Genomic DNA, 13,904 nt, shown 5'->3' with positions numbered 1-13,904 from the left:
CAAAGGTTCACAAAGGCTCAGGCAGCCGCCTTGGCCGCCAGGGCCAGCCACTGGCCTTGCAGCGTGGCCAGCAGCGGCTTGGGCAGCCGCGCCGGGTCGGCGCTGGCCCCGTATTCCTTGCTCAGGTCGTGCACTCGCAGGCCTTCCACGGCCACGGGCAGGCCCAGGTCCAGGTAGGGCGGGAAATAGCCGTGCGACAACTCCAGGCTCAGCTCCAGCGCGGGCAGGCGCCACACATGCTCATTGATGCTGGGGCCATCGCCCACGGGGCCGGGCCGGTAGCCGAATTTCTTGAGCAGGCCGCCAAGCTGCTCTTGCGCCAGCGTGATCGGCGCGGGCGGCAGCAGCATGCCGTTCTTGAACTGGCCGGGCGCGGGCTGCTCGGCGCAGGCGCCCAGCTGGTCGACCAGGGGCTCCAGCTCATAGTCGGCCATGTAGGCCTGCCAGGCTTCGCGCTCGCCGGGCTGGGCCGTGGCCGGGTGCCAGAGGCTGATGCTGCAGCCAGCGGGCAGGGTCACGGTTTCATCCTCCACATCGACCAGCGAGAAATCCTCGGCCAAGCGGAAGCTGGTGCGCGCCAGGCCCGGCGCATCCTCGGCGCGCCAGATCAGGCTGCGCCCCACGATGCGCAGCAACGGGTGGGCCACGAACAGCCGCTGCCAGCGATCCAGCGGCCAGCGCTTGCCGCTGACCAGGGCCGCCAGCATGCGCGGCGCCTGCTGCTTGACCACGGTCTTGAGGCTGGTGGCCAGGGTCTTGAGCTGCGCGGTGGCCGCCTCCCATTCGGGCTTGAGCGCCTCGTCCTTGACCGCAGGAATGGTCTTGCTGGCCTTGTTTTTGTCGTTGATGACGCGCAGGCTCAGATCGCCCTGCAGCTCCACGCGGTAGCTCTGCGGCCCGACCGTGACCGTCAGGCCCTGGCCCAGGCCGAAGTCCGGCGTCAGCTCGTCGAAGAGTTCGGGCACGCTCATCTTGCGGCGCGCGGCGGCAGCGCGCAGGGCGATGCGCGCCGTGCGCTGCACCTGGTCCTTGAGCGAGCGCGACTCGGAGATCTCCTGCACGCGCAGCAGAGCGTAGAGGCTGTCCACCTCGCCCAGATGCTCCACGGCGGCGGCCGCGCGCTGCAGGCGCGGGCGGTTCCAGGCCTGGACGGCGGACACCAGCGCATCGACCACGCGGTCATCGGCATGGCCGGGCAGCAGCCTGAGCGCCCAGCGCTGCTTGGGCTCGCCCTCGGAAGCAATCCATTGCTGCACCAGGGCCAGCGCCAGGCGGGCACGGTTGTCGGCCGGAATGCGCGCCAGCAGCTCGCCGGCCAGCGGCGGCAGGCCGCCTTCGGCAATGGCAGACACATGCAGCAGCACGCGGGCCGCGTGTTCGGACAGCGGCGCGCACAGCGCCAGCAGCTCGGGCGTATCGAAGGGCTTGATGGCCGCGCTCAGGCGCTTGATGGAGGCGAGCTGGGCTTGCAGATCCACGCCGCCAGCGGCAGACGCTGGCGATGCGGCATCTGCCTGGCTTTCATCCGATGTCGAGGCGCCCTGCCCTGTCAGGCCCAACTGCTGCAGCCGCTGCTGCACGCTGCTGGCCGAGGCCGCATCCAGCTTGCCGCCGGCCAGCAACTGCGCCAGCAAGGGACCGACAGCGGGGTCGGGGTGGGCCAGCAGCACGTCGCGGCAGGTCAGCAGCAGGTTCTTGGGCGGCTTGTTCAGCCAGCCGGCATCCACCAAGCTGGCCAGCGGAATATGGGCGGCCAGACCGGCCATGGCGGCGCGCAGGCCCTTTGCGCTGCTGCCTGCGATGAGCGGGGTCAAGGTGGGCAGCGTGGCCTTCAGGCTGGCGGTGTCGAACGCGGGCAGCACATTGACCAGGTCCTTGACAGGCACCTCGGCCAGATCGGCCGGGCGGCGGGTCACCAGTTCGCGGATCACGCTGCGGTAGCGGCGCAGCTCGTCCTCGCGGTCGCAGCGCTGGGCCATGGCGGGCAGCAGCAGGGGCAGCAAGGCGGCATCGTCCTGCTTCATGACATGCATGGCCAGCGCCAGGCTGATCTGGTAGCGGCCGTTCTCACGCAGCTGCTTGGCAAAGGGCGCGGAATCCTCGGCCACGAGGCGGTCCAGCAATTGCAATGCGCTCGTCCGCTCGGCACGCTGGGAGTAGGTCAATTGGCTGAGCAGCAGCGCGGCCAGTTCCTCTCGCCGGGGCGCGCCGGCACTGGCCCAGCGCTGCCCGATCAGGTCGGGATCATCTATGTAGGATTTGTCGAAGAGCTGGGGATGCTCGGCAAAGAAAGGCAGCCAGTCCTTCCAGCCCTGGCCCTTGGGCTGCCCGGGCTGGCGCTCGTTGCGGTAGTGGTCCAGCACATCGTCGAACAGCTTGCCGCCCACTGCGGCGTAGCGCAGCAGGTCGGCATCGTTCAGCTGGGCGACCAGGGGCTTCCAGGCCGCGTGGTACTCATGGCTGCGGCGGAACCCGGCCTCCTCGCGCAGCGCCAGCGCCCAGTCCAGCGTGGACGTCACCTCGTCATAGGGCATGCCGGGATAGCTGAGCCAGGGCAGCAGGCTGCCGAGCACCAGGCCTATGCCCTTGTACACAGGCAGGTCGGCGCTGCGGGCGTGGGCCAGCCATTGCTCGGCCAGCACGCGCACTTCGGCAGCCACATGGGCATTGGTCAGCTCCTCGCTGCGGCCCGACAGCACATGGCCGCGCGGCACGGTGAGCCGCGCAAAGGCCAGCCAGCGATCGCCGTCACGCGACCAGGGTGCGTCGCTGCCGCTCAGATGCCCCAGGATGTTGAGACAACGCTCCTCGCAGCCGCGCAGGAAGGTGCGGACCTCGTCAGCCCGCCCGTCATGCAGGCGGGCGTCGAGTTCGGCGGCAAAGGCCTCGTCGCTGAGGCTTTCATGCAGCCGGTCATAGAGATCGCTCAGGGAAGCCGCGTGAAGATCGGTAGTGCTCATGGGGATGAGGAGATGAACAATGTGGGCAGCCGCAAACCAGGGCCTGCCGGGATGGAGACGGGGGTGGAGCCTGCACCGGACGGAAGCAAAAGTTCTTGATCCATCCGGACAGTCCCTCGGAAAACTCACAGATTCATGCCCTGCGTATGTCGTCAGCTTTGGAAAAATCTGTAGCGCCATCCGCAACGGCCACGCCATTGTTCCCCGGCACGCACGCGGTGCGGGCGCCGATCTTGTCAGGTCGCGGGCACCGCCACTTGACAGGCTGTCAAGCAGGCGACTGCCACCGCTGCGGGCCATGGACTGTACTGGGGACTTTTCGCCCAGGCGTACTGCCCGGCCCCGCCATGCAGCCGATACCATGGACCGCGACATGACACGCGCCGTGACACGGGAGCCTGACCATCTCATCGCCGCCGCAGCCGGCCTGGACCGCGGCGCCCGGCATGCGCCCGACATGCGGCCGACCTTCGGGGCATTGCACCCCGGGCCGGCGGCTCCCACGCCCCTCAGATCCCCAGATGGAAACCGCCCAGGGTCTGTGCGCCCTGCGCTGAAGCCCCTAACCCAAGAACCAGGACACCGGAGACACCCCATGCCCCAGACGCACAAGTTCTTTGATGACGACGCCTACCTGGACCGCTGCGAAGCCACCGTGACGGCCGTCAGCCCCGAGGGCATCGAGCTGGACGCCACGGTCTGCTATGCCCGCAGCGGCGGCCAGGCCGGCGACACCGGCACGCTGACCCTGGCCGATGGCCGCAGCCTGGCCCTGATCGACACCGTCTATGCCGATGACCGGCAGCGCATCCTGCATGTGCTGCAGACCGATGCCCCGCCTCAGGTGGGTGAACGTGTCCAGGTGGTGATCGACTGGGACAGGCGCCACCGGCTGATGCGCCTGCACACCTGCCTGCACCTGCTGGGCGTGCTGGTGCCTGTGCCCGTGACGGGCTGCAGCATCTCGCCCGACTCGGCGCGCCTGGATTTCGATCTGCCCGAGTCCACGCTGGACAAGACCGATCTGACGGAGCGCCTGAACGCCCTGATCACCGCCAGCCATGCGGTGAACGTGGACCGCATCACGCCCGAGCAGTTGGCCGCCCAGCCCGACCTGGTGCGCACCGCAGGCGCAGCGCCCCCAGGCGGCACGGCGACGATCCGCATCATCGACATCCCCGGCCTGGACCGCCAGCCCTGCGGCGGCACGCATGTGCGCAGCACGGCCGAGATCGGCACGGTGGCCGTCACCAAGATCGAGAAGAAAAGCCGCACCAACCGGCGCGTGGTGGTGCAGTTCGCCTGACACCTCCCAGACCTGTTGATGCCAGACCTGTTGATGCCAGGCCTCAGGACATCCAGGACCTGGGCGCCACAGGCTCGCTCGCCTCAGGGAGCCCATCGCCTCCCTGTGCCAGCCCCTCGCCCTGGCTGCCGGACTTTCGCACCAGTTGCAGGATCTGGTCGAGCTGGTCATGCTCGACGGCGATCGAGTGCAATCTGAACAGCACATAGGGAATGAGGACGCTGGCGCAGGCCATGGCCGCCAGCGCCGCCTGTTGATGGGAGCTGTCGACGAAGAACGCCGTCAGCAGAAAGATGGCGCCGATGATCGAGCCTATGAAAACAAGCAATCTCATACATTCCCTCTATTTCCCGCAATCGTACCCAAATGTGACTGACGTGAGTAGAGGCATGCGAGCTGTGGGGTTGCCCGTCGCCAAAAGACCACGGGCGGCAAAACCGTTTTCCTGCGGCAGCCCGAATGCATGCCCTGCATGCGCGACGCCATACCGCATGCTCCAAGCGCAAGTCTTCGAACTCTTTTGACTTGATTCAAATCAACCTGCCGCCCCCGATCCTGTCTATGCTTGGGGCAGCCATACAAGGCATCCATGGCGACAGACCGCCTGCCGGTCCATGGCCCTCGGATGCCAGCCACCTCACCCGCTTTTCAAGGAGAAAACAATGGCAATGCAATGGAAATCCGTCTTCCTGGTTCTGGCCGTGTCCGCGACCGCTCCCGCCTGGGCCGCCGACTGCGCCGTCGAGATCGAAGGCAACGACGCCATGCAATTCAACAAGCCCACCATCAGCGTGCCCGCCAGCTGCAAGCAGTTCACGGTCAAGCTCAAGCATGTGGGCAAGCTGCCCAAGACGGCCATGGGCCACAACTGGGTGCTGAGCAAGACGGCCGACCTGCAGCCCGTGGCCAATGACGGCATCGCCGCTGGTGCGGCCAAGGACTTCGTGAAGGAAAAGGATGCCCGCGTGATCGCCCACACCAAGGTGATCGGCGGCGGCGAGACCGACTCCGTGACCTTCTCCACCGCTGCCCTGAAGGCCGGCGAGGCCTACAGCTACTTTTGCTCGTTCCCCGGCCACTCCGCTCTGATGAAGGGCACGCTGACGCTGGCCAAGTAAGCCGGCGATCTGCCTTGGCGCGGGGCTCTCGTCCCGCGTTCAAACCGGCGGCACTTCGGTGCCGCCTTTTGTTTTCAAGGGCGCGCAAAGCGGCTTGCCTGCCGCGCTCCGTGCCATGGCGATGCCGCCTTCAACGCCAGTGTCAGTGCCGGCTTGCGGCCCTGCCATGCGAGCGGCCCTGCATTTCCACGCAGCCCTTTTGCATCAGGCGCAGCAGCAGCTGGGTCCAGCTGGCGTCGGCCCATTTGGCGCTTTCCAGCACCAGGGAGCGCGCGGCCTGCAGGCCGTCGCCGGGCTGCAGCTCCACGCGGAAACTGCCGCGTTCGCGCTGGGCCGTGACGGCCACCACGCTGCCCAGCAGCGCGATGTCATGCGAAGGCCTGGGGCCCTGCGGGCCGTCCAGGTCCACGCGCAGCACGCAGCCGGGGCGCAGTTCGTAGGTCCAGCGATGGTCGGCATGGCCGGCCGCGCCCATGACGTTCATTTCGGCAAGCCGCTGCTCCTGGGTCATGTCGTAGGGGCTGATGATGGGCGCCTGCTGTTGCGGGTAGCCCTGCACGCCGTCCAGGCAGGCGGCCATGAAGACCACGGCCGCCGCGCATGCCAGCAGTTTCCATGCGCCGCGCGGGCCCCGGCGTTCAGCGCGCGGCATGGGCCGCACCGCCGTCTTCACCACCCGGCACCTGCAGCGACACGTCCACGCGCATGGCCAGCACCTTGTCGATGGCCTTGCCGTCCATGTCCACCACCTCGAAGCGCCAGCCTTCCCATTGCACGGTGTCGGTGACACGCGGCAGCCGGCCCGTGAGCAGCATGACCATGCCGGCCAGCGTGTGGTAGCGGCCGCGCTCTTCCTCGGGCACGGTGGCCAGCTCCAGCCGGTCCTTGAGTTCGGGCACGGGGATGTGGCCGTCCAGCAGCCAGCTGCCGTCCTCGCGCTGCAGCGCCCAGGAGTTGCGCGGATCGCGGGGCTGGAATTCGCCCGTGATGGCTTCCACCAGGTCCTGCAGAGTGACGATGCCCTGGACCTCGCCGTACTCGTCGATCACGAAGGCCATGTGCACGTCGGACAGGCGAAAGCTCTCCAGCAGTTCCATGCCGGTGATGGTCTCGGGCACATAGAGCGCGGTCTGCATGGGCTGGTCGGTCAGGCCCTGCTCCTTGCCCTGCAGCGCGCGCGACAGCCACTGGCGCGCATTGAGCACGCCGATGATGGAGTCCATGCCGCCGCGCACCACGGGAAAGCGCGCGTGGTCGGACTGCTCGATCACGCGCAGGTTGTCCTCGAACGGCGCATCCGCATCCAGGCAGACCACGTCGCTGCGCGGCACCATGAGCGAGCCGATCTGGCGGTCATCAAGGCGGAACACGTTGCGCACCATGGTGTGCTCGTGCGATTCGATGACGCCGGCCGTCGTGCCTTCGGCCAGCATGGCGTGGATCTCTTCCTCGGTGACGGCGCTGCCGCTGTTTTCCTTGACGCCCAGCAGGCGCAGCAGCGCATGGGTGGACACGGACAGCAGCACCACGAAGGGCTTGGTCAGATGGGCCAGCCAGTTGACTGGGCGTGCGATCAGGCGCGCAAAGGTCTCTGGGTAGGTCTGGCCGATGCGCTTGGGCACCAGCTCACCGACGACGATGGAGAAATAGGTGATCAGCACCACCACCAGCGCCGTGGCCGTGTAGCCGCCATAGGGCGCGGGCACGCCCATGCGCTGCAGCCACTCGGCCAGCGGGGCGGCCAGCGCGGCCTCGCCGACGATGCCGTTGAGCACGCCGATGGAGGTGATGCCGATCTGGATGGTGGACAGAAAGCGCGTGGGATCGGCCCCCAGCTGCGCGGCGGCGGCGGCGCCGGCATCGCCCTCGTCTATGAGTTTTTGCAGGCGCGCCTTGCGCGCCGTCACCAGCGCGATCTCGGACATGGCGAAGACGCCATTGAGCAGGATCAGCGCAAAAAGTATGGCAATTTCCATGATACGTGTTGTGGGAACCGGGAGCCGCAGTTGCGGCAGAAAGGGCCCATGCGGCGATGGGTCCGGGAAGAAGGAAAGCCAGGGGCCAGCCCGGCAGCCGGGCATTCAGGACAGGGTCCCGAAGCGGCAGAGGCACCGCAGGCGCAGGGCACTGCAGGTCAGAAAAACGGCAATGGGGGATCAGGCTGCCCGGGGAGGCCGGTCGGGCGGGGCCAGGCTGCGCCAAGGGCCTTCGCGCAGGCTGGCGGTGATGTGGCGCCCGGCCTGCAGGCGGGGTGCCGGCATGCCGTCCACGGCGTGCACGACATCGGGGAGGTCCTGCTGATCGTCCATCAGCGCGTGGTCGAAGTCATCGAGCAGGGAGACCGTGTCCACCCGCGGCGCCGCCGCGCGTTCCGGGCCGGCGCAGGCGGCGCGCGGGTGGACACCGGGCGGCTCGCATGGCTCGTGCGGCAGGGCACGCCATGGCGCAAGCCCCAGCGTGGACAAAGCCACGCTGACGACGAAGTGCAGGGAGAAAACCGCGATGAACCATCTGGACATGGTCCTCGGATTCTATCCATGCCCGTGACCCGCAGACAGGCAGGCCGCCTGTCCACCGCTGTTCGCCGCTTCCTACAAGCGGCGCGCCGCAGCCGTGGAAACATGCGCCACGGCCCACTCTCCGCCCTCTGCCATGAAAGCCATCCATACCCTTTTCACCGTGTTGCACGCCCTCATCGCGCTGCTGTTTTCGCTGGCCGCCGTGGCCCTGCTCTGGATCGCGGGCCTGAAGGGCTGGAACGCCATGGCGCATGGCGTGGATGGCGAATCGGGCCTGCGCATCGTCGAGGCGCTGGGCATCCTGGCCTCCGGCGTGGTTGCACTGCAGATCGCCCAGACCATCACCGAAGAGGAAGTCATACGCGAGGCCCACATCAGCGGCCCCACGCGCGTGCGCCGCTTTCTCTCGCGCTTTCTGGTGGTGCTGGTCGTCGCGCTGGCCGTGGAAGCACTGGTCGCTGCCTTCAAGACGCAGGAAGAACCCGCCCACCTGCTCTACCCCGCCGCCCTGGTCAGCGCCGTGGGCGTCCTGCTGCTGGGCTGGGGCGCCTTCATCCACCTCAACCGCTCCGCCGAGGAGCTGGAGCCCGAGGCCATGGAAGAAGCCAAGGGCGAGGACCACAAGGTCAACAAGTCGTGAGGGCCAGGCCCGCTCACGCAACTGCTGCCGCAGTTGGGCATCGATGCGCAGCGGGACCGCGTCTTCGACAAGACAGGGCCCAGCTGCTTCGAGGGCACCGGCCTGGCCACCTGGCTTGCCGAAGCCGGCATTGCCGAACTGGTCATCGCCGGCATGAAGACCGAGTTCTGCGTGGACACCACGTGCCGTGCCGCAGCCGGCCTGGGCTTTCGCCCGGTGCTGGTGGCGGATGCCCATACCACCACCGATTCGCCGCTGCTGCAGGCCGAGCTCATCATCGGCCACCACAACCGCACGCTGGGCGGCGCCTTTGCGCAACTGGTGCAGACTGCGGACTGCCGGTTCTGAACGGACTTCGCGCATGATGGCCCTGGCAGCGTCGCGGGTCGTGCCGTGGCAGCCTTGCATCAAACCAATATGAATGATTCCCGTTAACTGGTTCATGACGTGCGCAGGCCTGGCATGCTGGCCTGCAGCGCACCACAGGAGCGAGCAATGCCCGAACCTCTTGCACCGTCGGCCGGCCCGGCTTTCACCGATGCGCCGCCCTCCACGCCCCGGCAGGAAAAACTGTCCGACGTCAGCGAGACGCTGCGCATTCCGCTGACCGCCCGCGCCCTGGGCGACCGGCTGTTTCCCGGCATGGCCGTCAGTGACGCCCACGCCTTGGACACGCTGACCCAGCTGGGCGACGACGGCAGCCGCTGGCTTCAGGACAGGCAGAGCATCTACGGCGTGCTGGCGCGCACGCACTGCTTTCGCGCGCTGGCGCAGGACTTTCTCCGGCGCCAGCCGCAGGGCCATGTGGTGAACCTGGGCTGCGGCCTCAGCGACTATTTCCAATGGCTGGACAACGGGCAGATGCGCATGACGGATGCGGACCTGGGGCCGGTGGTAGCCCTGCGCAGGCAGTTGCTGCCCTGGCAATCGGAGCGCCAGGAGATCCGCGAATTCGACCTGGCCGACGCCGACTGGTGGCGGCGGCTGGGACTGCCGGCCGACAGGTCAGGGCCTGCCGTGTTCATGATGGCCGAAGGCGTTTCCATGTACCTGCAAAAAGAGCAGATACAGGCGCTGTGGACCACGTTTGCGCAATGCAGCCCGCCGGGTTCGGAACTGGTGTTCGACGCCATGTGCTGGCTGGCCGCCGGGCGCGCAAGCCAGCACCCCTCGGTCCGGCTCACCCAGGCCCAGTTCCATTGGGGCCTGCGCCGCGAGGCCGATCTGGCGCAAGCCCATCCGCGCCTGCAGCTGGTGGCCGCGCACCAGGTGATGGAAGGCTACGGCCCGCCCTACTCGCTGGTGGGGCCGGCATTCCGCTGGACCTTTGGCGTGCACTTCTATGCCATCTACCAGTTGAAGTCGGTCGAGACGGCGGCTTAGGCCGATTGTGCAGCCGCAACGAAAGATGCCCGGTCTAGCCGGGCATCTTTGTTTCAGCGAACCAGGATCAGCCTTCGTCGGCCGCGCTGGAGGACAGGGCCAGGGCCAGGCCTTGCACCAAGTCTTGCCCGGGCTGCCATTCGCGCACAAAGCGGTTGCGCGGCGGCCGCAGGGCTTCGCGGCCGGCCGAGACGGGCGTGCCCACATACAGCAGGCCGACGAGCCGGTCATGGGGCTCGAATCCCAGGGCCTCGCGCACGCGCGCATCGTGGCTGTTGGCGCCGCTGGCCCAGAAGCCGCCAAAGCCCAGGATGTGCAGGGCGTTGAGCATGTTCATGGCGGCAGCGCCACCGGCCAGCAGCTGCTCGCTTTCAGGCACCTTGTGCTCGGGCTGCAGGTGCACGCCCAGCGCAATGATCAGCGGGGCGGACAGGGCCTTGGCGCGGAATCGCTCGACGTCGGCCTGGGGGTCGCGCGCCTTGGCGGCCTGCACGAACACCTCGCCCAGCGCATGGCGCGCATCGCCCTGCACCAGCACGAAGCGCCAGGGGCGCAGCTGGCCGTGGTCGGGGGCGCGCAAGGCCGCGTCGATGACGGTGTCGATCACGCCAGGGCCGGGCGCCGGCTCCTGCAGCGGCCAGCGTGACTGGCGCGACATCAGCAGGTCCAGCGCGGCGCGCTGCTCGGGGGTCAGGGATCTGTCGTTGGTGCTCATTCGTTGTCCTGCAGCGCAGGCTGTCTTGCCTGCACGGGCTGTGCCGGTGATTCGGGTGGCAGCTGCGAGCATGCGCCGCAATGGCCGTACAGGGCCAGGCGGTGGTCGGCCAGGCGGTAGCCGTGGGCCTGGGCCACCTGGTGCTGCAGCGCCTCGATGTGGTCGTTGCTGAATTCATCCACGCGTCCGCACTGCAGGCAGATCAGGTGGTCATGGTGCGGCCCCTCATTGAGCTCGAACACCGCCTTGCCACTTTCAAAGGTCTGGCGCAGCAGCAGGCCTGCGGCCTCCAGCTGCGACAGCACGCGGTAGACGGTGGCCAGGCCCACCTCGGCACGCCGCTCGGCCAGCAGGCGGAACACGTCTTCGGCGTGCAGGTGACGCGACTCGCTCTGGCGAAACATCTCCAATACCTGCATGCGCGGCAGCGTGGCCTTCAGGCCGACGCTGCGCAGTTCGGGTTCGCCGCCCGGGCTCAGGGGCATCTTGCTGCGTGTCATGCGGTGGTGTCTCCGTGTGTCAGTGTCATGGCGGGGTTGTCGCCGCCTTCGGCACCCCGGTGTATGCGGACGATGCGCAGCGCATCGGGCTGCTCCACCAGCACGCAGGTCTTGCCCGTGCGCTGGCAATGGTCCTGCATGCGCCAGTACTCGCCGTGGCTCAGGCAGCCGGTCTGGCAGATCACCAGATCGGCCTCGCGCAGGCTGGCCTCGAAGGCCTCGGCGTCCTGTTCGGGCTCCCGCGCAGGCATGGCGGGCTGTGCCGCGGGCGCGGCCGTCTGGCGCTGCCAGCGTGCGCGCTCGCGCAACAGGTCCTGCACGCGCACCAGCAGCGACTCCACGCGCCGTGCCAGCGTGACGCGGCGCGAGAGGCCGGGAATGGCATTTTCCAGCGCCTCGCGCTCCTCGCGCGCCCACAGCAGCTGGGTTTCCTTGGCCATCAAGGCAGCGCGCTGGCGGATCACCAGCCTTTGCAGCCTCTCTATTTCCTGGGCTTGAAGGCACAGCAGCTCGCTGCTGCGCAACTGGGCGTGGCCGTAGCCACGCAGCAACACCTGGTGCTCATGCGCCAGTTGCTGAATGTCGTCCAAGGTCTGGGTCATGGTTTCCTCGGCAAACCTGAGCATTGCGCGGTGGTCGCGCGAAGGCCTTTGCGCATGGCCCTGTGCGGCACGGGCCGGGCTTGCCGGCAAGGCGGTGTGCTGCGGTGCAAGCCGGATGCGTCGGCAAATCAGTGAGAATGATTCTTATTAAATCATGAAATGCCGGCCGTCAAACCGATGACCGTACGCCGTCTGGTGCAAAGGCCGCACCGGCGCAGATGCGCTTGCAGGGCGGCTGTCAGCGCCCTGTCCCTTGCAGCAACGCAGGCCTGCGCCCGGCCTGCCGTTGCCTGTCCGATCCGCTCAAAGACCCTTGAGCAGCCGCCCGTTGACCTCGGTGCCGTACAGCGAGTACGGGTTGTCGTGGAACTGCTTGCGCGTGTCGGCCACGTTGCCGGTGAAGCGCGGGTCCTGGGGGCGCTCCATGCTGTTGATGTAGGTGGCCACGTCCCAGGCCTCCTGGTCATCCAGCGTGGGGTTGCCGTAGGGCATGTTGCCCTTGATGAAGCTGGCGGCCTTGTCCACTTCGTGCGTGCCCGCGCCCCAGTTGTAGGACTGCTTGCCCCACAGCGGCGGGAACACGGTCACACCGCCTACTTCCTGGCCCTGGCCCTGAGGGCCGTGGCACAGCGCGCACTTGGCCTCGTAGACCTTGGCGCCGCGCTCGAAGCTGGGCTCCTGCGCGGCCTTGCCCACCTTGGTGAAGCCCGCACCGGGCAGCTTCTCGCCCGTGGGCGCCTTCTGTGCCATCCAGTAGGCATAGGCCTCCAGCGCCACGAGGATGTCGTGGCCGTCGTCGGGGGCCTTGCCGTTCATGCTGTACATGAAGCAGCCGCGCACGCGCTCGGCGAAGGTGTCCACGTGGTTGGTCTTCTTGCGGTAAGCAGGGTACAGCGGGTAGGCACCCCACATGGGTGCGGCGCCCTTGAGCCGGCCTGCGTCCAGGTGGCAGTTCACGCAGTTGAGGGTGTTGCCCGAAAAGCCCACTGCGTTGGCCGGCGTGCGCAGGAAGATGGCCTCGCCACGCCGAATCCACTCGCCCATGGGCGTGTCGGGGATGTCGCGGGCGCCGGGGGGCGTGAAGGCGCCGCCGTCGGCAGCCACTTTCACGGCCTGGGAGGTGACCTGGGCATTCGCATTTGCATCGGCCCTGGCTGCGGTGGCAGCCGCAGCGGGGACCGCGCCCACGCGGGCCGGCGCAGGTGGCATGTCTGGCTGGCTGATGTACATGCCATAGGCGAGCGCGCCCGCCAGGCCGGCGAACAGGCAGGCGACGACGGCGTACTCGGCGGTATTGGAGTTTTTGGAGGCGCGGGTGGGTTGTGTGTCGGACATGTTCGGCTCCCGGTCCATCAGGGTTTGGCTGGCGCGGAGGCCGTGGCTGCGGTGCTGGTGCTGGGGCTGGCGCCATGCAGGCGGGCGTAGTAGGCCGCCACGGCCTGGATGTCCGCGGGCGTGAGCTTTTGCGCGACCTTGCCCATGAGGCCCAGCGGGCCAGCCTCGCGCTGGCCCTTGTTCCAGGCGGCGACCTGGCTTTGCATGTAGTCGGCCGTCAGGTGGCCGATGGCCGGGAAATCGGCGCCCACGCCCACGCCGCCCGGGCCGTGGCATTGGGCACAGGCGGGAATGCCGTCCGCCCAGCGTCCGCGCTCGACCAGCCAGGCGCCGTCATCGTCCTTGCCCTTGGGCAGCGGGCCGCGCACGGGCTGGATGGGCAGCGGCAGGCTGGCGTAATAGGCGGCCACATCGGCGCGGTCCTGGGCCGACAGGGCCTTGGCCATGGGCGCCATCACGGGGGCCTGGCGGCTGCCGTCGGCCAGGTGCTGGAGCTGGCGCGCCAGATAGCCGGCGTGCTGGCCGGCCAGGGCCGGAAAGCCCGCCATGCCCTCGCCCTTGGCGCCGTGGCAGGTGGCACATGCCGCCGCACCCTGGGGCGTGCCCGACTGGGCGATTTTCTGGCCGGCTGCTGCACTGCCTTGCACCGCAGCTGTGGGCGCTGCTGCCTTGGGCGCGGCGTCTTGCGCCCAGGCGCTGCCCATCAGCATGCAGATGCCGATGGCGATGCTCGACCGGGACAGGGTCTGTTTGTTCATGCGGATCATCGTGGGAAGAGGCATTTGCCCTGCCATGCGTCCGCGCCACGCACCCAGGAGCGCACGGC

The 13,904-nt window shown here is 68.1% G+C and carries 15 protein-coding genes; 5 read left to right on the top strand and 10 right to left on the bottom strand.

Annotation, left to right across the window (positions count from 1 at the left end; translation table 11 throughout):
- Positions 1–17 precede the first annotated feature (17 nt).
- Positions 18–2,960 (bottom strand): DUF4132 domain-containing protein, encoded by a 2,943-nt coding sequence (locus tag DA1_RS22490; protein ID WP_034394620.1) that lies wholly within the window; start codon positions 2,958–2,960, stop codon positions 18–20.
- A gap of 595 nt (positions 2,961–3,555) precedes the next feature.
- On the opposite strand from DA1_RS22490, the gene DA1_RS22485 reads away from it, so the two are divergent.
- The gene (locus DA1_RS22485) at positions 3,556–4,266 is read left to right on the top strand and encodes an alanyl-tRNA editing protein (RefSeq protein ID WP_034394623.1); all 711 of its coding nucleotides are present in this window, start codon (positions 3,556–3,558) and stop codon (positions 4,264–4,266) included.
- A gap of 43 nt (positions 4,267–4,309) precedes the next feature.
- On the opposite strand, the gene DA1_RS22480 is transcribed toward DA1_RS22485, so the two are convergent.
- Positions 4,310–4,600, bottom strand: coding sequence for a hypothetical protein (locus tag DA1_RS22480; protein ID WP_034394627.1), 291 nt, complete (start codon positions 4,598–4,600; stop codon positions 4,310–4,312).
- 328 nt (positions 4,601–4,928) lie between these two features.
- On the opposite strand from DA1_RS22480, the gene azu reads away from it, so the two are divergent.
- The gene (azu, locus tag DA1_RS22475; RefSeq protein WP_034394630.1) at positions 4,929–5,384 is read left to right on the top strand and encodes an azurin; all 456 of its coding nucleotides are present in this window, start codon (positions 4,929–4,931) and stop codon (positions 5,382–5,384) included.
- A 142-nt stretch (positions 5,385–5,526) separates the two neighbouring features.
- Here the strand turns inward: azu and DA1_RS22470 are convergent, their stop codons facing one another.
- The 3 genes from DA1_RS22470 to DA1_RS22460 form a co-directional block, all read right to left on the bottom strand.
- Entirely contained in the window at positions 5,527–6,036 is a 510-nt protein-coding gene (locus tag DA1_RS22470) for a hypothetical protein (RefSeq protein WP_034398682.1), read from the bottom strand.
- Positions 6,023–7,360, bottom strand: coding sequence for a hemolysin family protein (locus DA1_RS22465; protein WP_034394633.1), 1,338 nt, complete (start codon positions 7,358–7,360; stop codon positions 6,023–6,025). Before DA1_RS22465 ends, DA1_RS22470 begins: the two co-directional genes overlap by 14 nt.
- Positions 7,361–7,540: 180 nt before the next feature.
- Positions 7,541–7,903, bottom strand: a complete 363-nt coding sequence (locus DA1_RS22460; protein ID WP_012206032.1) for a hypothetical protein — start codon at positions 7,901–7,903, stop codon at positions 7,541–7,543.
- 133 nt (positions 7,904–8,036) lie between these two features.
- Between DA1_RS22460 and DA1_RS22455 the strand changes: the two genes are divergently transcribed.
- The 3 genes from DA1_RS22455 (at position 8,037) to DA1_RS22445 (ending at position 9,926) form a co-directional block, all read left to right on the top strand.
- Entirely contained in the window at positions 8,037–8,543 is a 507-nt protein-coding gene (locus DA1_RS22455; RefSeq protein WP_012206033.1) for a hypothetical protein, read from the top strand.
- A gap of 21 nt (positions 8,544–8,564) precedes the next feature.
- The gene (locus DA1_RS22450) at positions 8,565–8,891 is read left to right on the top strand and encodes an isochorismatase family protein (RefSeq protein WP_501037394.1); all 327 of its coding nucleotides are present in this window, start codon (positions 8,565–8,567) and stop codon (positions 8,889–8,891) included.
- A 147-nt stretch (positions 8,892–9,038) separates the two neighbouring features.
- Positions 9,039–9,926 carry a class I SAM-dependent methyltransferase gene (locus tag DA1_RS22445; RefSeq protein WP_034394636.1) on the top strand — a complete coding sequence of 296 codons (888 nt, stop codon included), beginning with the start codon at positions 9,039–9,041 and terminating at the stop codon, positions 9,924–9,926.
- Between the two features lie 67 nt (positions 9,927–9,993).
- Here the strand turns inward: DA1_RS22445 and DA1_RS22440 are convergent, their stop codons facing one another.
- The 5 genes from DA1_RS22440 to DA1_RS22420 all read right to left on the bottom strand — a co-directional run bounded on the left by DA1_RS22440 (position 9,994) and on the right by DA1_RS22420 (position 13,845).
- The gene (locus DA1_RS22440) at positions 9,994–10,641 is read right to left on the bottom strand and encodes a nitroreductase family protein (protein ID WP_034394639.1); all 648 of its coding nucleotides are present in this window, start codon (positions 10,639–10,641) and stop codon (positions 9,994–9,996) included.
- Positions 10,638–11,141, bottom strand: a complete 504-nt coding sequence (fur, locus tag DA1_RS22435) for a ferric iron uptake transcriptional regulator (protein ID WP_034394641.1) — start codon at positions 11,139–11,141, stop codon at positions 10,638–10,640. Before fur ends, DA1_RS22440 begins: the two co-directional genes overlap by 4 nt.
- Positions 11,138–11,743, bottom strand: coding sequence for a DUF2325 domain-containing protein (locus DA1_RS22430; RefSeq protein ID WP_034398686.1), 606 nt, complete (start codon positions 11,741–11,743; stop codon positions 11,138–11,140). Before DA1_RS22430 ends, fur begins: the two co-directional genes overlap by 4 nt.
- Positions 11,744–12,046: 303 nt before the next feature.
- Positions 12,047–13,078, bottom strand: a complete 1,032-nt coding sequence (locus tag DA1_RS22425) for a c-type cytochrome (RefSeq protein ID WP_034394643.1) — start codon at positions 13,076–13,078, stop codon at positions 12,047–12,049.
- 17 nt (positions 13,079–13,095) lie between these two features.
- Positions 13,096–13,845, bottom strand: a complete 750-nt coding sequence (locus DA1_RS22420) for a c-type cytochrome (protein ID WP_034394646.1) — start codon at positions 13,843–13,845, stop codon at positions 13,096–13,098.
- Positions 13,846–13,904: the final 59 nt, after the last annotated feature.

This window comes from Delftia acidovorans NBRC 14950 (genome assembly GCF_001598795.1).
GTDB classification, from domain to species: domain Bacteria; phylum Pseudomonadota; class Gammaproteobacteria; order Burkholderiales; family Burkholderiaceae_C; genus Comamonas; species Comamonas acidovorans.
This window is presented reverse-complemented; position numbering and strand designations above follow the sequence as displayed.